19 protein-coding genes are annotated in these 20,796 nt (G+C 31.5%); 7 read left to right on the forward strand and 12 right to left on the reverse strand.

Annotated features, from left to right (window positions below; translation table 11 throughout):
- Nucleotides 1-21: 21 nt before the first annotated feature.
- From L3X37_RS13280 to mnmA, 4 genes are read right to left on the reverse strand one after another with little or no spacing between them, the layout of a single operon-like run.
- A complete protein-coding gene (locus L3X37_RS13280; RefSeq protein ID WP_237240652.1) occupies nucleotides 22-339 on the reverse strand; it encodes a Dabb family protein in 318 nt (105 codons plus the stop codon).
- Between the two features lie 15 nt (nucleotides 340-354).
- Nucleotides 355-1,296 (reverse strand): NAD(P)H-dependent flavin oxidoreductase, encoded by a 942-nt coding sequence (locus L3X37_RS13285; RefSeq protein WP_237240653.1) that lies wholly within the window; start codon nucleotides 1,294-1,296, stop codon nucleotides 355-357.
- The gene (locus tag L3X37_RS13290; protein WP_237240654.1) at nucleotides 1,297-2,934 is read right to left on the reverse strand and encodes a S8 family serine peptidase; all 1,638 of its coding nucleotides are present in this window, start codon (nucleotides 2,932-2,934) and stop codon (nucleotides 1,297-1,299) included.
- Between the two features lie 22 nt (nucleotides 2,935-2,956).
- Nucleotides 2,957-4,144: a tRNA 2-thiouridine(34) synthase MnmA gene (gene mnmA / locus L3X37_RS13295; protein ID WP_237240655.1), complete on the reverse strand. Its 1,188-nt coding sequence runs from the start codon at nucleotides 4,142-4,144 to the stop codon at nucleotides 2,957-2,959.
- A gap of 177 nt (nucleotides 4,145-4,321) precedes the next feature.
- On the opposite strand from mnmA, the gene L3X37_RS15340 reads away from it, so the two are divergent.
- Nucleotides 4,322-6,610, forward strand: coding sequence for a fasciclin domain-containing protein (locus tag L3X37_RS15340; RefSeq protein WP_304956513.1), 2,289 nt, complete (start codon nucleotides 4,322-4,324; stop codon nucleotides 6,608-6,610).
- Between the two features lie 257 nt (nucleotides 6,611-6,867).
- On the opposite strand, the gene L3X37_RS13310 is transcribed toward L3X37_RS15340, so the two are convergent.
- The 3 genes from L3X37_RS13310 to pyrG form a co-directional block, all read right to left on the reverse strand.
- Nucleotides 6,868-7,569, reverse strand: a complete 702-nt coding sequence (locus L3X37_RS13310) for a toxin-antitoxin system YwqK family antitoxin (RefSeq protein WP_237240656.1) — start codon at nucleotides 7,567-7,569, stop codon at nucleotides 6,868-6,870.
- A gap of 314 nt (nucleotides 7,570-7,883) precedes the next feature.
- Nucleotides 7,884-9,785, reverse strand: coding sequence for a membrane protein insertase YidC (gene yidC / locus L3X37_RS13315; RefSeq protein ID WP_237240657.1), 1,902 nt, complete (start codon nucleotides 9,783-9,785; stop codon nucleotides 7,884-7,886).
- Between the two features lie 128 nt (nucleotides 9,786-9,913).
- Complete coding sequence (pyrG, locus tag L3X37_RS13320) at nucleotides 9,914-11,554, reverse strand: CTP synthase (protein WP_237240658.1); 1,641 nt, start codon at nucleotides 11,552-11,554, stop codon at nucleotides 9,914-9,916.
- 223 nt (nucleotides 11,555-11,777) lie between these two features.
- Between pyrG and L3X37_RS13325 the strand changes: the two genes are divergently transcribed.
- From L3X37_RS13325 to L3X37_RS13340, 4 genes are all read left to right on the forward strand, one after another.
- The gene (locus tag L3X37_RS13325) at nucleotides 11,778-13,196 is read left to right on the forward strand and encodes a sulfatase family protein (protein ID WP_237240659.1); all 1,419 of its coding nucleotides are present in this window, start codon (nucleotides 11,778-11,780) and stop codon (nucleotides 13,194-13,196) included.
- A gap of 154 nt (nucleotides 13,197-13,350) precedes the next feature.
- Complete coding sequence (locus L3X37_RS13330; protein WP_237240660.1) at nucleotides 13,351-13,632, forward strand: hypothetical protein; 282 nt, start codon at nucleotides 13,351-13,353, stop codon at nucleotides 13,630-13,632.
- Nucleotides 13,633-13,671: 39 nt separating this feature from the next.
- A complete protein-coding gene (locus L3X37_RS13335; RefSeq protein ID WP_237240661.1) occupies nucleotides 13,672-14,553 on the forward strand; it encodes a hypothetical protein in 882 nt (293 codons plus the stop codon).
- A 168-nt stretch (nucleotides 14,554-14,721) separates the two neighbouring features.
- Nucleotides 14,722-15,192 carry a DUF1801 domain-containing protein gene (locus L3X37_RS13340; RefSeq protein ID WP_369409904.1) on the forward strand — a complete coding sequence of 157 codons (471 nt, stop codon included), beginning with the start codon at nucleotides 14,722-14,724 and terminating at the stop codon, nucleotides 15,190-15,192.
- A gap of 210 nt (nucleotides 15,193-15,402) precedes the next feature.
- Here the strand turns inward: L3X37_RS13340 and yajC are convergent, their stop codons facing one another.
- The 3 genes from yajC to nusB all read right to left on the reverse strand — a co-directional run bounded on the left by yajC (nucleotide 15,403) and on the right by nusB (nucleotide 17,316).
- Nucleotides 15,403-15,696: a preprotein translocase subunit YajC gene (gene yajC / locus L3X37_RS13345; protein WP_237240662.1), complete on the reverse strand. Its 294-nt coding sequence runs from the start codon at nucleotides 15,694-15,696 to the stop codon at nucleotides 15,403-15,405.
- Between the two features lie 13 nt (nucleotides 15,697-15,709).
- Nucleotides 15,710-16,273 (reverse strand): DUF1573 domain-containing protein, encoded by a 564-nt coding sequence (locus L3X37_RS13350; protein WP_237240663.1) that lies wholly within the window; start codon nucleotides 16,271-16,273, stop codon nucleotides 15,710-15,712.
- A 95-nt stretch (nucleotides 16,274-16,368) separates the two neighbouring features.
- Nucleotides 16,369-17,316, reverse strand: coding sequence for a transcription antitermination factor NusB (gene nusB / locus L3X37_RS13355; RefSeq protein WP_237240664.1), 948 nt, complete (start codon nucleotides 17,314-17,316; stop codon nucleotides 16,369-16,371).
- A gap of 205 nt (nucleotides 17,317-17,521) precedes the next feature.
- Here nusB and L3X37_RS13360 point away from each other — a divergent pair, with 205 nt between their 5' ends.
- Entirely contained in the window at nucleotides 17,522-19,279 is a 1,758-nt protein-coding gene (locus tag L3X37_RS13360) for an ABC transporter ATP-binding protein (RefSeq protein WP_237240665.1), read from the forward strand.
- Between the two features lie 213 nt (nucleotides 19,280-19,492).
- Nucleotides 19,493-19,876, forward strand: coding sequence for a PUR family DNA/RNA-binding protein (locus L3X37_RS13365; protein WP_237240666.1), 384 nt, complete (start codon nucleotides 19,493-19,495; stop codon nucleotides 19,874-19,876).
- A 196-nt stretch (nucleotides 19,877-20,072) separates the two neighbouring features.
- Here the strand turns inward: L3X37_RS13365 and L3X37_RS13370 are convergent, their stop codons facing one another.
- Nucleotides 20,073-20,291: an IS3 family transposase gene (locus tag L3X37_RS13370; protein ID WP_237240667.1), complete on the reverse strand. Its 219-nt coding sequence runs from the start codon at nucleotides 20,289-20,291 to the stop codon at nucleotides 20,073-20,075.
- Nucleotides 20,292-20,293: 2 nt separating this feature from the next.
- A complete protein-coding gene (locus tag L3X37_RS13375) occupies nucleotides 20,294-20,620 on the reverse strand; it encodes a transposase (protein ID WP_237240668.1) in 327 nt (108 codons plus the stop codon).
- Nucleotides 20,621-20,796: the final 176 nt, after the last annotated feature.

Here is a 20,796-nt window from a genome sequence, read left to right on the forward strand (position 1 = left end):
AGTGTATATATTAATGATTATTTAGAATATAGAAATAGAATCGTAAACTACAACTTTATGCCATAATTGACAAGATTCCTGAATAAATACTTTATGTGCTGGTTCTTCTTGATATTTATCTTGATTTTCTTTTGATGAAAATCCAAGCGATAAACAATAAGTATAACTACTATCGATAACTTCTCTATTAGTCTCTGCTGGAATTCCAATGTGCTTCGATTGAATATATGTTGAAGTATTAATAAATTTCTTCAAAGAAGTTTCAAATGTTTTTCTATTTGATTGATTTTCTGGTTCTTTCAACCAAAAAAATACGGTGTGTTTAAAATAGTCATTCATAAATTATATTCAGTATTATAAAGTTAAAACCTCCTTTTTTGCAGTTTCAAACTCATGCATCATATCCTTAACAATTTGAAACACTGGCTTAATATCATGTATTAATCCAGCTATTTGACCAATTTCTAATTCGCCTTCATCTAAATCGCCTTCAAACATCCCTCGTTTAGCTCTAGCTCTACCCAATAGTTGTTTTAATTGTTCTGGTGTTGGTGCTGTTTTATATAACTCTTGAACATCGCTGTAAAATTTATTTTTAATTAACCTTACTGGAGCCAATTCTTTTAGTGTTAATTGTGTGTCTCCTTCTTTAGCATCAACAACCGCTTGTTTAAAATCTTTATGAGCCGAACTTTCCTTACTAGCAACAAATCTACTTCCAACCTGTACAGCATCGGCTCCTAAAACCATAGCAGCAAGCATTGCTTTTCCTGTAGCAATACCTCCTGCAGCTATTAACGGAATGGATATTTGCTCTTTAACCATTGGGATGAGGGTTAGCGTTGTGGTTTCGTCTCTTCCATTATGCCCACCAGCTTCAAAACCCTCTGCAACTATCGCATCAACACCAGCTTCTTGTGCTTTTAAAGCAAATTTTATACTACTTACAACATGCACAACAGTTATCCCTTTGTCTTGTAAAAATGATGTCCATGTTTTTGGATTTCCTGCTGAAGTAAATACAATCTTTACATCTTCTTCAACAATAATATCTATAATTTCTTGAATGTTTGGATATAGCATAGGCACATTAACTCCAAAAGGTTTATGGGTTGCCTTTTTACACTTTTTAATATGCTCTCGCAACACATCAGGATACATACTTCCTGCTCCAATAAGCCCTAATATTCCAGCATTACTTGAGGCTGAAGCCAATTTCCATCCACTATTCCAAACCATTCCTGCTTGAATAATTGGATATTTTATTTTGAATAATTTAGTAATTCTATTTGGCATCTAATGTTTTATAAATTTAAAAGATATTACTCTGTCTTGATGTTTTACATTTGCTATATAAACCCCTTTTGATAATAAGGAGATGTCTATTCTATTATTAGTATTATTAATTAATTGATGGAGAACTTGTTTTCCTAAAACATCAAAAAAAGTTATTGCTAATTTATTTTTGTTTAAAGGTGTTTTAACGTAAATAAACTCTTTAGAAGGGTTAGGGTAAATAGATATATATCTATCATTTTTCAAATTACCAATAGATAAGGTTGTATTATATGCGCTCATTAAATCGGGAATTCCATAACCCAATTCATAATCTGGGTTATTATATTGAGAACCAGACTCTCTTACTAACTGTATAATTTCTGCATTAGTTTTATTTGGTAGAGCTTGTATTAAACAAGCAACACCACCAGCCAAAATAGGCGAACTGAATGAGGTTCCATTACTTGTCTCAATACTATTATTAAGATTTATTACAACAGCTGAAGAACCTTGAGCTACAACATCAGGTTTTTGTGATGGTTGAATAGCAGTGCCTACAGAACTAAATAACGCATACATTCCTGATGAATTAACCGCTCCAATAGATAACACATACTGAGAATCTGCTGGTGCATTAACTCCAGAACCACCAGAATTACCTGCTGAATTTATAAGTACTAAACCTTTTTCAAAAGCAATATTTGCACCTTTAGTAATAAAGGCAGTATTGCCATCTAAATCTGCTGATGAGTAACTATAAGCTGGATAATTTGGTGCATAACTTTTATAGCCCAAAGATGTGTTTATTAAATCTACACCCAAGCTATCTGCACGCTCAACAGCTTCAACCCAATAGCTTTCTTCAACAGGGTTTTCATCGGCACTATCTTCAGTAATAAACAAGTAATACGATGCATCTGGCGCAGTACCAACAAAATCATTTAAAATATAACCAGCCATAGTGCTTAAAACCTGAGTACCATGTTCACTAGATATATTGGCATATACATCTGGATTTCGGTTGACAAAATCGTAACCTCCCATTAAATTACCTGCGTCTCGCAAACGCTGAAATGCACCCATGGTATTTACATTAATAAATCCAGCATCTAGTACTGCTATAGTAACTCCATCACCTGTATAATCTGCAATGTGTAAATCATCAGCATTAATCATTTCTACTTGATTCTGCGTATTACCATAAGTAAAATTGACAAAAGTTTTTTCTACTTCAAACTTGTCTTTTACCGTAAATGCTGTTTTTTCTTTGATGCTTTTTAAAGTATTCAAACTTTTATCGGCAAAGTCAATATAATCTACAAACGTAGTTGTTGGATCTGTTAATAAGTTATTGATATTAGTTTCTGAACCTCTAACATGTACCGCATTAAACCATTTAGATTTTGCCATAACTGTAATTCCTGTAGCATTTTTAAGAGCTGTAATATATGATTCGTTTACAGGAATGTCTCTAAGGTCAATAACAACGTTATGCTTAGTTTTTCTATCAATCGCTTTTTGAGAAAGAAATGCTGAGGGATTACTTAAAGGATATATATTGGTAGGCTTATCTAATAAATATACCCAAGCATCTTGTTGTGCTAATGAAAAAAAACAAAAGCTAAAGAAACATAAAATTAAGAATTTCTTTACCATATTATATAGGTTTTATTGCAATTTACGAAATGACTCCAGAACCTATTAACTCATCATTTATATACCAAGCTACAAATTGACCTTCGGTAATAGCAGATTGAAAAGCTTCAAACTCAACATACAAACCACCATCAACTTTATGCAAAGTTGCTTTTTGCAAAGGTTGACGATAGCGAATTCTAGCATCTACCTGCATGGTTTCATCTACTTTTAAAGACAAATCCTCACGAATCCAATGTAATTCTTCATTAGTTACAAATAAAGCTTTTTTTAATAATCCAGGGTGCTCTTTTCCTTGTCCGGCATAAATTATGTTTTCTTCTACATCGGTATCAATTACAAATAAAGGTTCAACATTTCCTCCTACACCAAGACCTTTACGTTGTCCTTTGGTATAATAATGTGCGCCTTGGTGCTTTCCTACTATTTTACCATCGTTAATTCTATAGTCGATTTTTCTTGATAAGTATTTTAGTTTATCTTCTTCAGATTGAAATTCTGTATCCAATTCTTTAAATACTTCTTGTTCTTTAGAAACCTCAACAATAACACCTTCTTTAGGCTTTAATTGTTGTTGAAGAAAATCAGGTAATTTTACTTTTCCTATAAAACATAATCCTTGAGAATCTTTTTTTTCGGCTGTTACCAAATCTAGTTTAGATGCAATTTCTCTTACTTCTGGTTTGGTTAATTCACCAATTGGAAATAACGATTTAGCCAATTGTTGCTGTGATAATTGACATAAAAAGTATGATTGATCTTTATTGCCATCAACCCCTGCAAGTAATTGATAAATTTCTTTTCCATCTTTTTCAATTGTTCCTTTTTTACAATAATGGCCAGTTGCTACAAAGTCTGCTCCCAGTTCTAAAGCTATCTTCATAAACACATCAAACTTAATTTCTCTGTTACACAGCACATCTGGGTTTGGTGTTCTTCCTTTTTCATATTCATTAAACATATAGTCTACTATACGCTCTTTGTATTGCTCACTTAAATCGACTGTTTGAAACGGAATTCCTAACTTTTCGGCAACCAACATCGCATCATTACTATCATCTAACCAAGGGCATTCATTTGAAATAGTTACAGAATCGTCATGCCAATTTTTCATAAACAAGCCAATAACCTCATAACCCTGCTGTTTTAACAAATAAGCAGCAACGCTTGAGTCAACACCTCCAGAAAGTCCTATTATTACTCGTTTCATAATTGAAAATTGACTACAAAGATAAGTATAAATAAAGATATTTTGAGTTTTTAAGAATACACGAAAACATCGACGAAATACATTTTGTTTAGTTTTTTTAAAAAAATATTGAACAAAATTTGGATTTATGTTTAACTTTTATTTAAATTTGTTAAACAAAATAAAAACCCTTTAAAAATGAAAACATTAACAGCATTAAAAAAAGTAGTTCTGCTTACTCTAATAGTAGTATTAGGATTCTCATGTAGTGATGATGATAATCCAACACAGTTTAAAGTACAATCAAACATTGTAGAATTAGCATTAGCTAGTCCAGATTTAAGTAGCTTAGTTGCTGCATTACAACGTGCAAACCTTGTGGATGCATTAAATGGTGATGGGCAACTTACTGTATTTGCACCAACAAATGCAGCGTTTGATAAATTCTTATCTGACAATGGATTCGCTAGTTTGGATGATGTGCCAGAAGATGTGTTAAGTCAAGTTTTACTAAATCATGTTATCGAAGGAGATTTAAAATCATCTAGTTTATCTACTGGATATGGTAAAACTTTAGCAACAGAAGCATCTTCTAGTAATAATTTGAGTATTTATATAAACACTGAGGCAGGTGTTAATTTAAATGGTGTATCTGATGTAATAACTGCAGATATTGATGCATCTAATGGTGTAGTACACATAGTTGATGGTGTTATTGGTTTACCAACCGTTGTAGACTTTGCTTTAGCGGATAATAATACTTTTTCAATATTAGTACAAGCGTTAACAAGAGGTGATTTAACATTTGATTATGTTACTACGCTTTCAACTCCAAGTGGAACTGCACCGGCTCCATTTACCGTATTTGCACCAACTAATGATGCCTTTGTGAGTTTACTAGGTGAACTTGGAGCATCATCTTTAGGAGACATTGATGAACCTACGCTTAAAGCAACATTAGATTTACATGCCGTTGCTGGAGCTAATGTTTTAGCTGCAGGTTTATCAGATGATATGATGGTTGGAACTTTAGGTGGAGATATTACAGCCGATGTTACTGGCGGAGCAAGATTAACAGATTCTAACGGAAGAGTAAGTAGCATTATAGTTACTGATGTACAAGCTGCTAACGGAGTTATACACGTAATTGACAAAGTGGTTTTACCTAAGTTACCTGAAAACCTGGTTAGTAAAGCATACAACACTCCCAATCTGAGTATATTATATGATGCAGTACAAGCTGCAGGTTTAGTGGATGCACTATCTGGAGAAGACCCTTTAACTGTATTAGCTCCAACAAACGAAGCCTTTGCAGCATTTTTAGCCGATAACAATTTTGGGTCACTTGGAGATATTCCAACTGATGTATTAGCACAAGTACTTTTAAACCATGTTATTGATGGTAGTGTTATGTCTACAGATTTAACAACTGCAGGTGCAGGTTACGCTTCAACAATGGCAACAGGTGCAGGCGGTAATGATATGAGTATTTATTTCGATACATCGAGTGGTGTAACGTTTAATGGAATTTCAACAGTTTCAGCTGCTGATGTTGAAGCTACAAATGGTGTAGTTCATATTGTTGATAAAGTAATAGGATTACCAACCGTAGTAGACCACGCGCTTGCAAACTCAAGCTTTGGAAGTTTGGTTGCTGCCTTAGGAGCTGCAGATGGCGATTTAGTAAATGTATTAAGCGGAGCCGGACCTTTTACTGTATTAGCACCAGATAATGATGCGTTTACCGCATTCTTAGATGGGGCTGCTCTAGCTGATGTACCAACTGATGCTTTATCTAACATATTATTAAATCATGTATTGGATGGTGTAACTATGTCTACAGATTTAGTTGCAGGTGTTGCTGGATATACTACTACAAGTGCTACTGGACCAGGAATGAGTAACTTAAGCTTATACTATAACACAAGTGATGGTGTTAGATTTAATGGAGTTTCTTCTGTTGCTAGAGCAGATGTTGTGGCAAGCAACGGGATTATTCATGCTGTTGATGCTGTAATAGGTATCCCAACAGTTGTAACATTTGCTGCTGCTGACCCTAACTTTTCAACTTTAGTTACGGCATTAACAACATTAACTCCAGATACTGATTTTGTATCAGTATTATCAAGAACTGAAGGCATGAATGGTGATGGAATTAATCCTAATTTTACAGTATTTGCTCCTACTAATGCAGCGTTTGATGCTTTAGCAAGTATTCCTGAAGAATCTGTATTAACTCAGGTATTATTACATCATGTAATTGGTGATAACAACGTAAGATCTGGAAACTTAAATGTAGATGGAGATACAGTTGCTGCAAGCTTACAAGGAGATAACATAACTGTGACATTACCAGGAACTGGTGATAATATAGCTGATATAACTGATGGTGCTGGGAACGCAGACATAGGAATAGTTGATGTTGATGTGCAAGCAGGTAACGGTGTTATTCATGTAGTAAACAAAGTTTTATTACCAAGTAATTAAAAAACAAAAAAACAGCGCAATACATGGTGGGTTAAAAAGCAACTTTAATTGATGCATACAATTTAAAACATTACCGCTGTTGATGTGAAATTAAAAATTGTATAACCAAAAACTATCTTTAAAGTTGCATTCCACCATAATTAAAATATTAAAATTTAAATTAGTTTGGTTAGTTTAGTTTGATTGTTAGATTTTGTAGACAATGGGAAAAAGCTTGTCTATGAAAAAGGAGACTGCCTGAGAGGGCAGTCTTTTTTTTATTGCTTGTTTTTAATATACTTAGGTCTATAAGTAAAATCTTTTTCTGTAATTAATTCACCATTTTCATAGTATTTCCAAATACCATGCTTTTTACCTTTTTTATATTGTCCTTCTGTAATCAGCTCTCCTTTTGGATTATAGTACTTTGATGCGCCATCCAGTTCTCCATTCACGTAAATAAATTCTTTTATCACCACATTATCTTCTGAATACCAAACAGAAGCACCATATAGTTTTCCATTTTTATAGCGTTGTTTTTCAGCAATTTGGCCGTTTTCATAGTATACAAAACGCTCTCCATCTAAATGACCTTCATCATTGTAATATTCTAAAGTGAGTAAATTATCGTTACGATTTTGATAATATTTCCATTCGCCTATATACTTTTTACCATCCATCTTACCTTCACTAATCAACTTTCCTCTTGAGGATAAGAAAGTAACATAGGCTATGTTATTATCTTTACTAAACTTTTTTGTTGCAGTTAAAACAGCTTTTTTTCTTATGTTTTTATAAAACTTAAATAGCCCAATTTCTTTTCCATGATAAAATTCGCCTTCATATCTTAAAACATTAGTGTCCTCAAATGTTTTTTTCCAAATACCATGACGCTTCCCGTTGGCATCAAATTGATTGATGTTTTGAGCAAAGATTAGTGATGCAAAAAATGATAAAAAATAAATTAAGAAATGTTTCATTTTGAATGATTTATAAATACTAACGAAAAAATATTTCAATTTGTATACTATACCAATTCTGCATTGAAAACACCTTAATAAAACGCCCTTTTTCCCTTTCTGATTCAAGAGAAAAAGAAACCGTAACTAAGGCTATGCCTTATTTTTATCTTTTGCATAAAGAAAAAAATCATCATTTTCTTTTCAGTGATTTCAACGCAGAATTGGTATTACAAAAAAGCTGCCAAAATTAATGACAGCTTTTAAAGTTTGTTATGTGAATCTGAAATCGTACCGATAACTATCGAAACAGATTATAACAAGCAACAATTATATTACTTGCGCTTTTGTTGTGCCTGTTTTTGTTTTTCGGCTTGTTCCATCATGTCTTTCATTTTTCTTTGGAACTTACTTTCTTTTTTAGGTTTCTTTTTATTCTCTTGTATTTGTGCATGAATTTTATCCTCATCAAGAATGTAATTCTTAATAACCAATATAATTCCAATACTAATTAAGTTAGAAATAAAGTAATACAAACTTAAACCTGAGGCGTAGTTGTTGAAGAAAAAGAGCATCATGATTGGCGAGAAATACATCATGTACTTCATCATTTTAGCCATATCTGGCATACCTTCTTGCTGTGGTTGTGATTGCATATTTTGCCCTGTCGTTAATCGCATATAAAAGAATATGGCTATAGATGCTAATATTGGAAATAAACTAACATGATCGCCATAAAACGGAATATTAAATGGAAGATTAGCAATAGTATCATAAGACGATAAATCTTTTACCCAAAGGAAGCTTTTTTGACGTAAATCAAAAGCTGATGGAAAAAATTGAAACAAGGCATAAAATACTGGCAACTGCACTAATGCTGGTAAACAACCTGCCATAGGACTAGCTCCTGCTTTGGTTTGCAACGCCATAGTTTCCTGCTGCGCTTTCATTTTATTGTCTTTATGCTTTTCTCTTATAGCATCCAATTCTGGTTTTAGAATTTTCATTTTAGCCTGAGACAAAAACTGCTTATACTGCACAAAAGACATTGCTAATTTTATCAATACCGTCATAACAATAATTGCTATACCGTAAGGTAAAAAGCCACTTAAAAATCCAAATAATGGAATAAACAAGTATCTATTTATCCATCCAAAAATACCCCAACCTAATGGTACAATTTCATCTAGATTTCTATTATAAGAGTTTAAGATTTTATAATCTGTTGGACCGTAGTACCAATCCATGGCTTTATTAAGCTCGCCCCCTTGTAATTCTAACGGCATTTTTGTAGCAAAGCTTTTAATATAAACAGTATCAATGGTTTCATCTTCAACTAAATTTTTAACTTTAAAGTTAACTGATTTAAAAGGAGAATCGGTAAGTAATATAGATGAAAAGAAGTGTTGCTTATACCCTATCCAAGAGACATCTTGTTCATCTTCTTCAGAGTCAGACATACCTGTATAATCGTCTTTATCACCTTCATATTCGTAATGAATATCGGTATATCTTTTTGCATAAGAAATACTTTTAGCATTACGCAAAGTCTTTAAATTCCAATCTAAATTTATGGCTTGAGAGCTATTTATAACATTGCTTAAGCCTTGAGAACGAATAGAAAAATCTATCATGTAATCGTTCTCTTTAATCTCATATCTATATTCTAAAAATTTAGAATCCGATACTTTTAACTTCATTGAAACTACTGTAACATCACCATTTTTTGTTACTGTAGGTTGAAATGGCAAATCTTTGGTATTACGAATTCTGTTATCTGTTGTTCCGAAATTTATATTGAAAGCTGCATTATTATCTTTTATTAAATACACAGGAAGCGAATCAAACCTAACAAACTTTTTTAATCTAACTTCTGATAAATAACCCCCTTTATTGCTAAATTTTAAAGCTAATAAATCACTTTCTACAACAGTTTCTTTATCAGATTCTTTTGATATGGAAAATGCATAAGCAAAATCTCCATGTTTATTTTTTAAAGTTAATTGTTGAATAGAATCTGAAACTGCAGGCACATTATAATCTTCTGCTGTAGTTACCTTACTTTGTATTGTTGCTTCATTAGATTTTGTTTCAGCTTCAACTTGTTCTTGTTTTGCTTTTTCTTGAGCCTCTAATTCTTCTGGTGTTGGTTGGTTTTGCCAAAGCCAAAACATCATAATTCCAAAAATAAGTACAAAACCTATAATTGAATTTATGTCTAATTTCTTTTCTTCCATATTTTAGTTTGTGTCATTCCAAATGCCTCAATGTATCTTTTTTTTTTTGAGATATTTTGACTATGCTTAGATATGACAGTATATTATTGATTATAACGATTACTGGATAAACAAAAAGCTATCCAATTTTAATTTTGTGCCATACTGGCACCTTTTTTCTTTTTATGGTTTTTTAAAGCGGCTTTTACAAATGCCACAAATAATGGGTGCGGATTTGCAACTGTACTCTTATATTCTGGGTGATATTGTACACCAACAAACCAAGGGTGATCAGGTATTTCTACTATTTCTACCAAACCAGTATCAGGATTTAAACCCGTTGCAACCATACCAGCAGCTTCTATTTGGTCTTTATAAATGCTATTAAACTCATAACGGTGTCTGTGACGCTCGCTAATGGTTTCAGTTTTGTAAATATCGCTAACTTTACTCCCCATTTTTAAATCGCATGCCCATGCCCCCAAACGCATTGTACCACCTTTATCAGTAATACTTTTTTGTTCTTCCATTAAATCTATCACTGGGTTTTTTGTAGTAGCATTCATTTCGGTAGAATCAGCATCAGTGATATTTAAAACATTTCGAGCAAACTCAATTACTGCCATTTGCATACCTAAACAAATTCCAAAAAATGGTATATTATTTTCTCTTACGTATTTAACAGCATTAATTTTACCTTCAATACCGCGCTCACCAAAACCAGGTGCAACTAAAACACCATCTAAATGCGATAGTTTTAATTTAGCATTATCGTCGTTAATGTACTCAGAATGTATTGATTCAATTTCTACTTTTACTTCATTTTCCGCGCCAGCGTGAATAAAAGCTTCTAATATAGATTTATACGAATCTTGCAATTCAACATATTTACCAATTAACCCGATAGTAATCTCAGATTTTGGGTTTTTATGACGTGTTAAAAATTGATTCCATTGTGTGATATCTGGAGTAGTACCCTTTAATCCTAATTTTTTAAGAACTACTTTATCTAGACCTTCTTCTAACATTAAATTAGGTACATCGTATATGGTAGATGCATCAATAGATTGTATAATGGCTTCCTCCCTCACATTGCAAAACAAGGCTAGTTTACGACGCAAATCATTAGGTAAATCATGCTCTGTTCTGCAAACTAAAACATCGGCTTGTACACCACTTTCCATTAATGTTTTTACACTATGTTGCGTTGGTTTTGTTTTTAATTCCCCTGCGGCAGATAAATAAGGCACTAATGTTAAATGAATTACAATACCGTTATTATCACCTAAATCCCAACGTAATTGACGCACAGCTTCTATATATGGTAAAGATTCAATATCACCAACTGTTCCTCCTATTTCGGTAATTACAATGTCGTAATCGCCAGATTTTCCTAAAAGTTGAACACGACGCTTTATTTCGTCTGTAATATGTGGTACAACTTGAACTGTTTTACCTAAAAACTCTCCTTTTCGTTCTTTTTGAATGACACTTTGGTAAATACGTCCTGTAGTTACGTTATTAGCTTGACTTGTTGGTACGTTTAAAAAACGCTCGTAATGTCCTAAATCTAAATCGGTTTCAGCGCCATCTTCGGTTACATAACATTCACCGTGTTCGTAAGGATTTAAAGTTCCAGGATCTACATTAATGTATGGATCTAGTTTCTGAATGGTAACTCTATATCCTTGAGCTTGTAGTAATTTAGCTAAAGAAGCGGCAATAATGCCTTTTCCTAGAGATGATGTAACACCGCCTGTTACGAATATGTATTTTGTAGTTGTTGTCATGTTGCGCTTATAAACGCAGGCAAATTTACAAAATTTAAATAGTTATTTTAGAATAAGTTTTTGGTTATTTAAATGGTAGTTGTTAACAAACTAGTAGTAAAAGTATTTTAGCGTTTTCGTTTAATTAAACAGAAAAGTAATTGCATTATTTAAGCTACATTCATTTATCGTAGTATATTTATCCTATAAAAGTTGTTGTAAACTTCAAGAAAAATTAAAATCCATGAATAAAATAACGAAACTATTTATACTTGCGGTAATATTGATTTCTTCATGTAAAACACCAGATAAAAGACCAAACATTATATTAATTATGACTGATGACCAAGGATGGTACGATGCAGGGTTTAATGGAAATACAGAAATAAAAACACCACATCTAGATAATTTAGCCTTTAATGGCGTTATTTTCGATAGGTTTTATTCAGCTTCAGCGGTTTGCTCGCCAACAAGAGCTAGTGTTATTACAGGGCGAAACCCATTAAGAATGGAAATTCCTTATGCTAATTCTGGTCATATGAAAGATGAAGAAATAACCATTCCAGAAATTTTAAAAAAGGAAGGATATTCAACCGGTCATTTTGGTAAATGGCATTTAGGTACATTAACAAAATCAACGCTTGATGCCAACAGAGGTGGAAGAGAAAAATTTAACAAGCACTATACAATACCTACCGAACACGGATATGATTATTTTTTCTGTACCGAATCAAAAGTACCTACTTTCGATCCTATGTTGTATCCTAACACATTTAAAAAAGGGGAAAGTATGCGCTATGGCTGGAGTGCTATAAAAAACCATGACTCTACAAAGCAATACGGTACCGCATATTGGAAAGGAGATAACCAAAAAGAAACTACCAATTTAAAAGGAGAAAATTCACGAATTATTATGGATCGTGTTATTCCATTCATTCAAAATTCAATTAAAAAAGAGAAACCATTCTTTTCTACAATTTGGTTTCATACACCACATCTACCAGTGGTTAGCGATAGCTTACAACGTAGTAAATACAGTAATTTGGATTTAGATAAACAACTATATTACGGCTCTATTTCTGCAATGGACAAACAAATTGGTAAACTATGGGAAACCTTAGAGTCATCTGGCATTGAAAAAGAAACCATTATCTTTTTTTGTAGTGATAATGGTCCTGAATTAAAAACTCCAGGTAGTGCTAATATTTTTAGAGGGCGAAAAAGAAGTTTGTACGAAGGTGGTATAAGAGTTCCTGCCTTTGTTATTTGGAAGAATACCATAGATGGTGGCAAAAGAATTGATTATCCTGCTGTTACAAGTGATTATATGCCAACCATACTTGACATTTTAAACATAAATTATCCTAATAAAAGACCATTTGATGGTGTAAGTCTTTTAAATGTGCTTAATGAAAGCAATAAAGAAAGAGAAAAACCAATTGGATTTATTTGTAATCCGCATGTGTCTTGGGTAACAGACCAATATAAATTAATAGGCGATAAAAAATTAGAACATTTTGAACTTTACGATATATTAAATGATAAATCTGAAAAAGAAAATATTATTGAAGAATTTCCGGAAATAGCTAAAAATTTAAAAGCTGATTTGGTTGAATGGTTGGAGTCTGTTAAAAAAAGTGAACAAGGGTTAGATTATAACTAAAAGTGTGTTTTTATTATTTAAAACCTACTTGACTTTGTCAGAAAAAAAATGATAACTTTGTTTACCTGTGCTGAACTTGTTTCAGTAACATCCGATAAAGTTCATTGAAAATGGAACTTTATCTGTGCATTGGCAATAAGCTGAAATAAAAACCATGAGAGGAAACGTATTCAACAAATATTTTTTATCTGACTACATAAGTAACATAAGAAAAGTACTTTCAAAGGAAATAGATTTATTAGAAATTACTGATTCAACTGACTTGTATGTTCTAACAGAAAACCTTGAATCAAAATATTCAGTTCAACCGATTGAACTACTTGAGCCAATTCCCTCAAAACCTAAAGAGACAACTCGAAATATTCAAAATCATTGGGGACAAACTTACGAACAAAAAGTTTTTGAAATTTTTGTAAAAATTCCATTTAACGGATAAAGAGAATTATTTGACTGTTTTCTATCTACTTCTGGAATTGTGCACTTAGATAAAGGTGTTAACATTAACAGAAGTGATATAACAGCAACTATAACTCTTGATAATTTAGACACTTCAAAATTTAATTCTGCTGTTTCGAATATAAAATCAGAATTGAATAGAAATATCCCAAGAATAAATAGCGAAATAGAACCTTGGAACAAAGGTCTGTCGCAACTAATAACAAAACTTATTGAAAACCGAAAAGGAGTGGTTTCTGAAAAAATGGATTTTATGAAGGCTATAGGATTGAATGTAAATCCGCATTCTGACTCTTTTGTAGCATCAAAACCAATAGTTAGAAAAAACATTCCAAAACCCGTTTCAGAAACTTCGAAAAGAAAAGACATAACACCTTACTTAAAAGAACAAGTTTACAATGACATCAAAGAAATAATTTATAATGTTGGTAAATCGATAGAAAGAAAACAATCTTTATATAAAGAAAAACACGAAGAAGATTTAAGAGATGTTTTTTTACTATTTCTTGAGACAAGATATGATTCAACTACTGGTGTTGGAGAAGCTTTTAATAAAAAGGGGAAAACAGATATTTTACTCAAATATGCAAATGACGGAACTAACCTATTTGTTGCAGAATGTAAGTTTTGGAAAGGAAAAAAAAGTCTTTTATCTGCTATTGACCAATTATTAGGTTATTTAACTCATCGTGACTCAAAAACAGCCTTAATGATGTTTGTAAATCAAAATGAGATAACTAGCGTTATGGAAACTGCAAAAAAAGAAATTAAAAAACATGCAAATTTTAAAAGATTTGTTAATGAAAGTTATGAATCATCATTTAGCTATGAATTTACTCTTCCTGAAGATTCTAAAAAAGTTATTCAAATTGAATTAATGTTTTTTCATTTTCCGAAATAAGAAAAACAAAGCCAGTTGCTAACACCGTTTATAATTTATTACTAGTTTTAGACTACTTACAAAAATCCTTGTGGATTTTCTATTCGGTTTGTATTTGCTAAATTTAGTTGCTGAAACACGCAACGAAATCATATACAAACAATTAACAACCCTTCAAAAAACAAATCAATGAAAAAAATATACTCCGTTGAAGAATACATTGAAGAAAATGCTCATTTTGGCGAAGCTTTAAGCATTTTACGAAAAATCATAAATTCTACCGAACTTGAAGAAACTGTAAAATGGAGTGCGCCTGTTTATACTTTAAACAATAAAAACGTGATTGGTTTAGGAGCCTTTAAAAAACATTTTGGTATCTGGTTTTTTAATGGTGTGTTTTTAAAAGACGAGCACAACCTTTTAGTAAACGCTCAAGAAGAAAAAACAAAAGCGCTTAGGCAAATGCGCTTTGAATCGGTTAGCGAGATTGATAAAAACATAGTTTTAGCATACGTAAAAGAAGCTATTGAAAACCAAAAACTAGGAAAAGAAATTAAACCAGACCGAAGAAAAAAAGAAACTGTTATACCTATTGAATTGCAAGCAGTTTTGACAAACGACCTAAGAACTAGCTTTGAAAATTTATCGCCTTACAAATAACGCGAATATTGCGAGTATATTAGTTCGGCAAAACGAGAAGCTACCAAACAAAGATGTTTAGAAAAAATTAAGTTAATGATATTACAAGGTATTGGCTTAAACGACAAATACAAGAATTGTTAGTTTGTTGGTTTTGGGTTTAAGGTTTAAAATAGTTTAATAAAAAAAGCTTCTAAATTAGAAGCTTCTTAATCTTGTAAAAAAGAGTAATTACTTAGTTTTTACTGGTGCATTTAGTTTTGTACTCATTTCCATTGAAATAGCAGAACGCTCAAACTTTACTTTTCCAGACATGGTTTCTATAACACAGCTACCGTCTTTATCGTTTAGCTCTAAAACTTTACCATGCATGCCACTTTTAGTAATTACTTTGTCACCTCGTTTTAACTCAGCAGCAAACTTCTTTTCTTTTTTAGCACGTTTCATTTGTGGTGCAATCATAAAAAAGTATATGACTACAAACATTAATACAAAAGGCATAAATTGCCCCATTCCTTCTCCCATTATAATTTAATTTTTAGTCGTGATTATGGCCTTCGTGCCCTGGTCTTGTACTTGATTTAACTTTTTGAGCAGACGAATTTAGTATTGGTGCTGCTGCTGGTTGATTTGTAACAGGAGTTGCAGGAGCATTAGGATCTGGTTTTACAAACGCTGTAATTTTTACCATTTCTGTTCCCTTCTCTGTATTTGCTGTAACTGTTATAGCTTTCGATACTTTATTTTGTCCGCTACCATTAAACTTTACAGTAAACTGTCCAGATTCTCCTGCTGCTAAAGGCTCTCTACTCCAATCTTTAGGCACTGTACAACCACAAGTACTTTTAATATCTGTGATTACTAAAGGAGCCTCACCAGTATTTGTATATTTAAATACGGTTTCAACCTGAGTTTTTGCTTCAATTTCGCCAAAATCGTGTACGGTTTTGTCAAACTCTAATTTTGGGAATTTTGAAGATACTGCATCTCTTTGTGCTGCAGCTGTTAAATTACTTTCTTCAATTTTCTTAGCGGCATTCTCTTTACATGATGTAAAGGCAATTAAACACAATGTTGCAAATCCTAATATTACTTTTTTCATTTTAATTTATTTTATGATTTGGTTTGTAAAAATAGTAATTATTTAATCGATTAAAAACTTTTATTAGTTTCTTAACAGTTAATACCCTTATTAAACTACATTAAACCACGCCCAATTTTATTCAATTTTCCATTGGCAACATATTCTTTTACCAGTTTATCTAAAATACCATTAATAAAAATGCTGCTTTTTGGTGTCGAGTATTCTTTGGCTATTTCTAAGTACTCATTAATTGTAACTTTTACTGGAATTGAAGAAAAATGTTGCAACTCACTTATTGCCATTTGAAGCAGTATATAATCTATGTTAGCAATTCTATCGGCATCCCAATTTAGTGTTTTAAATTCAATCTCTTTATTTATTTTTGTTTGATTTAAAAGTGTTTTTTTAAACAAATCAATAGCAAACTGTTTATCCTCTGCATCTTTATATAAATTTGGTGTAAAATGATTTTCAGAAGATGAGGCTTTAACTTTTCGCAATAACTTTAAAATGGTCGTGTTTACTGTTGGAAGATCGTCTAACCAAGTAAGGTTTTTATCTTCCATATAATCGTAAAGTTTATCATTAGGTGCTATAACTTCTTTAAAAATATCGATTATAAAATCTTTATCCTCTTTAAAATCAGATACTTTAGTTTGCATGTAGTCTTTATACAAGTCACTAGAAATAATGGCTTTAAATATAATATCTACATACTCGCTATCTAAATTCCAATTGGTTATTTTGTAAGTTTCTAATTGGCTTTTAAGTTGCGTATTACTGCTTAGCTTTTGTAATACTTCATTGTTAACAAACTTGCGGTTAGGATCTTTATCTTCTTTAGTAGCTAAATGCTTTTTTTGCTTTTTCTGTAAATCACTTTGGGCTCTTTTTTGTACTTCAATAAGTAGCGCCACTAACAACAAGTACAAGTTGTACATGTTATCTATACTAAACAGTAAAAATTTCTGCTCTTTACTAAAATCGTCACTTTCTCCTCCTTTAAAAGCGTACAATGTTTGCATTACCTTTACACGAATATGTCTTCTGTTTAGCATCATTACAAAGAACTTTAAATTAAAAAACGAAAATCATACAAATCATTTCGTTATGCAAAAATAATACTATTTTAAAAAAATGCTTCATATTATTTAACTAATTAATTAGGCTTTATTTAACAATGAGAAGTTTAAACTTAAACCAATTAATGGTTTTAATCCTTTATCTTTGCTTCTTCAAAAAATAAAGCAACCCTTATATTTATAAATGAAGGAACTTCGGCATTTAAATAAATACTTTTTAAAATATAAAACACATCTTATTATTGGTGCAATAATTACAATTATAGCCAGATTTTTTTTGCTTTATACACCACGATATGTAAAAAAAATATTCGTGGTTGTAGAGAAGGCTTTAGAAGGTGAAATTACCGAAAACATTTTTAAAGCAGAGTTAACAGAGATAATAATATATATAATTGGAGCTGCACTAATTGGTGGCATACTTACTTTTTTTATGCGTCAAACTATAATAAACGTATCTCGCTATATAGAGTTTGACTTAAAAAATGAAATATATGGTCAGTACCAAAAACTTTCGCTAAACTTCTATAAAAAAAATAGGACAGGTGATTTAATGAACAGAATAAGCGAAGATGTTGGTCGTGTACGTATGTATGCTGGTCCAGCATTAATGTATAGTATTAACACGATTACACTTTTTGTAATTGTGCTAATTTATATGTTTAGTGAAGCACCAAAATTAGCATTTTATACATTGACTCCGCTACCCATATTATCTATAATAATTTATAAATTAAGTAGAGAAATACATAAACGTAGTACTATTGTGCAAGAGTATTTATCTAAACTTTCAACGTATACTCAGGAATCTTTTAGTGGTATCTCAGTAATAAAAGCATACGGAATTGAACCTTTAACAGCAACCAATTTTGAAACCCTTTCGGCTATTAGTAAAGAAAAACAGATTAGTTTAACTAAAGTACAAGCCTTGTTTTTTCCGATGATGATTTTACTAATTGGCACCAGTAATTTGTTGGTAATTTACATAGGTGGTATGCAATACATAAATGGCGAAATAGACAGTTTAGGTACTATTGCAGAATTTATAATATACGTAAACATGCTCACGTGGCCTGTAGCTACTGTTGGCTGGGTAACATCAATTGTGCAACAAGCTGAGGCTTCTCAAAAAAGAATTAACGAATTTTTAAAAATTGAACCCGAAATAAAAAACACTATTAGCAATCATACAAAAATTACGGGAGATATAGCTTTTAACAATGTATCATTTACATATGATGATACCAACATTCAAGCTTTAAAAAATGTGAGTTTCAATATTAATGAAGGAGAAACACTAGCTATTTTAGGTAAAACAGGCTCAGGAAAATCTACTATTTTAGATTTAATAGGACGATTATATGATGTTGATGCGGGCTCAATACAGATTAACAAAACAGAAATAAATCAACTTAATCTTACCGATTTAAGAAACAGTATAGGTTATGTTCCACAAGATGCTTTTTTGTTTTCAGATTCAATAAAAAATAATATAAGATTTGGTAAAGAAGATGCTACCGAAGATGATGTTATTGAAGCTGCAAAAAACGCACAAGTACATAAAAACATCATAAAATTTAATGAAGGTTATAACACCGTTTTAGGCGAACGCGGTATTACACTCTCTGGTGGGCAAAAGCAGCGCGTATCTATTGCAAGAGCCATTATTAAATCGCCTAAAATTCTATTATTTGATGATTGTTTATCAGCTGTTGATACTGAAACTGAAGAAAAAATTCTTAAAAATTTAAACATGCTAACAAAAGGTAAAACGACTATTATTGTTAGCCACAGAGCATCGTCAGCTAAAAATGCCGATAAAATTATTGTTTTAAAAGATGGTAAGGTTGTGCAAAAAGGCACACATGAAACACTAGTTAATGTAAATGGCTACTACAAAGATTTATATTTAAAGCAAATTAGCGAATCAGACTCTAAGTAAACTAATTTATATTTCTAGATTTATCAGAGTTTTTAATCTCGAAAATCAAGCAAACTAACTGAATTTTAACTATATACACCTTTTTATTATTCCATTTAAACGCATTAAAAATTTGCTTAAAAAAAAAGAAAAACCAATATTTGTTGGTTAATATGCTATTTTTTTAGATTTTTGATACAAATAACAGACTACTAAACAAATTTCTAAATAATTATGAATAATAATGACATGATGGAGAGAGAAGAGATTTTTTCAAAAGTACTACGAGCAGGAAGACGCACCTATTTTTTTGACGTAAGAGCAACAAAAGCTGAAGATTATTATCTTACTATTACCGAAAGTAAAAAGTTTACAAATGATGATGGATCCTATCATTACAAAAAGCATAAAATCTATATTTATAAAGAAGATTTTTCTGAATTCAAGTCTATTTTAGCTGAAATGACTGACTATATTATTCAAGAAAAAGGAGATGAAGTTATTAGCGAGCGTCATCAAAAAGACTTTAAAAAAGAATATAACAATGAGCTTCCTGTAACTGAAGATGAATTAAAAACTCCTGAGAGCTTTACTGATATTGACTTTGACGACATATAAAGCATTTACATAAAATTAATAAAAACCGTTACATTTATTTGTAGCGGTTTTTTTTATATTTATAACTAAACTAACTCACAATGAATAAACTTCTAGTAATTTGTTTTTTTTATGATTAGAATCTGTAGTTACTTTGTGTTTCTTTTTTACTTTAATTTTTAAGTTATTCAAACGCATTAATTTAGCAACTCGTATTCTAGATACATTTCATCCTTTTTTTTTGTAATGCTTCTGTTATTTTTGGGCTTCCATAGGTTTGCTTACTTAAATCGAACTCCTTTTTAATAGCTTTTAATAACTGTTCATCTTCTAAAGTGCGTTTGCTTGGCTTGCCATTAAACCAGTTGTAATCGCCACTTCGGCTTACTTGTAAAACTTTACACATTTTCTCAACAGGATATTTTTCTCTATACATGCCTATAAATTGATAGATTCCCCATCGTTCTTGGAGAAAATGTGAACGGCTTTTTTTAATATTTCAAGTTCTAACTCTGGGTTTTTAAGTGCTTTTTTGAGTTGTTTAAATTCATGATTTTCTGATTTTAATGAAATGGATGTGCCTAATTCCTTATTTTTTTGGTCGGTACGCCATTTGTATATGCGCTCTACTTTTATGCCTAGTTCATTTGCTAACTCTTTAATGTTAGCGCGATGATAGCTTAGAAGTACTGCTTCATCTTTAAACTCCTTTGTGTAAATACGTTTTTTCGTTTTCGTGTTTCTAAAATATTTGTTTTGCAACAAACACTCTTAAATTTTGTGTCCTGATAAAGATAGCAACTCCAATAGCTTGTCCAAAGCTTTTGTGTACAAAGATTTATTTAGAGAACTCATGACACAGTAACGGTTGTTGTTTGTATAAATTAACAACCTTGGGAATTGCTATGTCTTGTAGTAAAAAACGTCTTTTTTTGTTCTAA

The sequence above is a fragment of the Wocania arenilitoris genome, assembly GCF_021728535.1.
In the GTDB taxonomy this organism is placed as follows: domain Bacteria; phylum Bacteroidota; class Bacteroidia; order Flavobacteriales; family Flavobacteriaceae; genus Wocania_A; species Wocania_A arenilitoris.

Bases quoted from the DNA above. Each gene is read 5' to 3' on its own strand.
- L3X37_RS13280 (WP_237240652.1), bottom strand. From the start codon at position 339: ATGAATGACTATTTTAAACACACCGTATTTTTTTGGTTGAAAGAACCA.
- L3X37_RS13285 (WP_237240653.1), bottom strand. From the start codon at position 1,296: ATGCCAAATAGAATTACTAAATTATTCAAAATAAAATATCCAATTATT.
- L3X37_RS13290 (WP_237240654.1), bottom strand. From the start codon at position 2,934: ATGGTAAAGAAATTCTTAATTTTATGTTTCTTTAGCTTTTGTTTTTTT.
- mnmA (WP_237240655.1), bottom strand. From the start codon at position 4,144: ATGAAACGAGTAATAATAGGACTTTCTGGAGGTGTTGACTCAAGCGTT.
- L3X37_RS15340 (WP_304956513.1), top strand. From the start codon at position 4,322: ATGAAAACATTAACAGCATTAAAAAAAGTAGTTCTGCTTACTCTAATA.
- L3X37_RS13310 (WP_237240656.1), bottom strand. From the start codon at position 7,569: ATGAAACATTTCTTAATTTATTTTTTATCATTTTTTGCATCACTAATC.
- yidC (WP_237240657.1), bottom strand. From the start codon at position 9,785: ATGGAAGAAAAGAAATTAGACATAAATTCAATTATAGGTTTTGTACTT.
- pyrG (WP_237240658.1), bottom strand. From the start codon at position 11,554: ATGACAACAACTACAAAATACATATTCGTAACAGGCGGTGTTACATCA.
- L3X37_RS13325 (WP_237240659.1), top strand. From the start codon at position 11,778: ATGAATAAAATAACGAAACTATTTATACTTGCGGTAATATTGATTTCT.
- L3X37_RS13330 (WP_237240660.1), top strand. From the start codon at position 13,351: ATGAGAGGAAACGTATTCAACAAATATTTTTTATCTGACTACATAAGT.
- L3X37_RS13340 (WP_369409904.1), top strand. From the start codon at position 14,722: ATGAAAAAAATATACTCCGTTGAAGAATACATTGAAGAAAATGCTCAT.
- yajC (WP_237240662.1), bottom strand. From the start codon at position 15,696: ATGGGAGAAGGAATGGGGCAATTTATGCCTTTTGTATTAATGTTTGTA.
- L3X37_RS13350 (WP_237240663.1), bottom strand. From the start codon at position 16,273: ATGAAAAAAGTAATATTAGGATTTGCAACATTGTGTTTAATTGCCTTT.
- nusB (WP_237240664.1), bottom strand. From the start codon at position 17,316: ATGATGCTAAACAGAAGACATATTCGTGTAAAGGTAATGCAAACATTG.
- L3X37_RS13360 (WP_237240665.1), top strand. From the start codon at position 17,522: ATGAAGGAACTTCGGCATTTAAATAAATACTTTTTAAAATATAAAACA.
- L3X37_RS13365 (WP_237240666.1), top strand. From the start codon at position 19,493: ATGAATAATAATGACATGATGGAGAGAGAAGAGATTTTTTCAAAAGTA.
- L3X37_RS13370 (WP_237240667.1), bottom strand. From the start codon at position 20,291: ATGTATAGAGAAAAATATCCTGTTGAGAAAATGTGTAAAGTTTTACAA.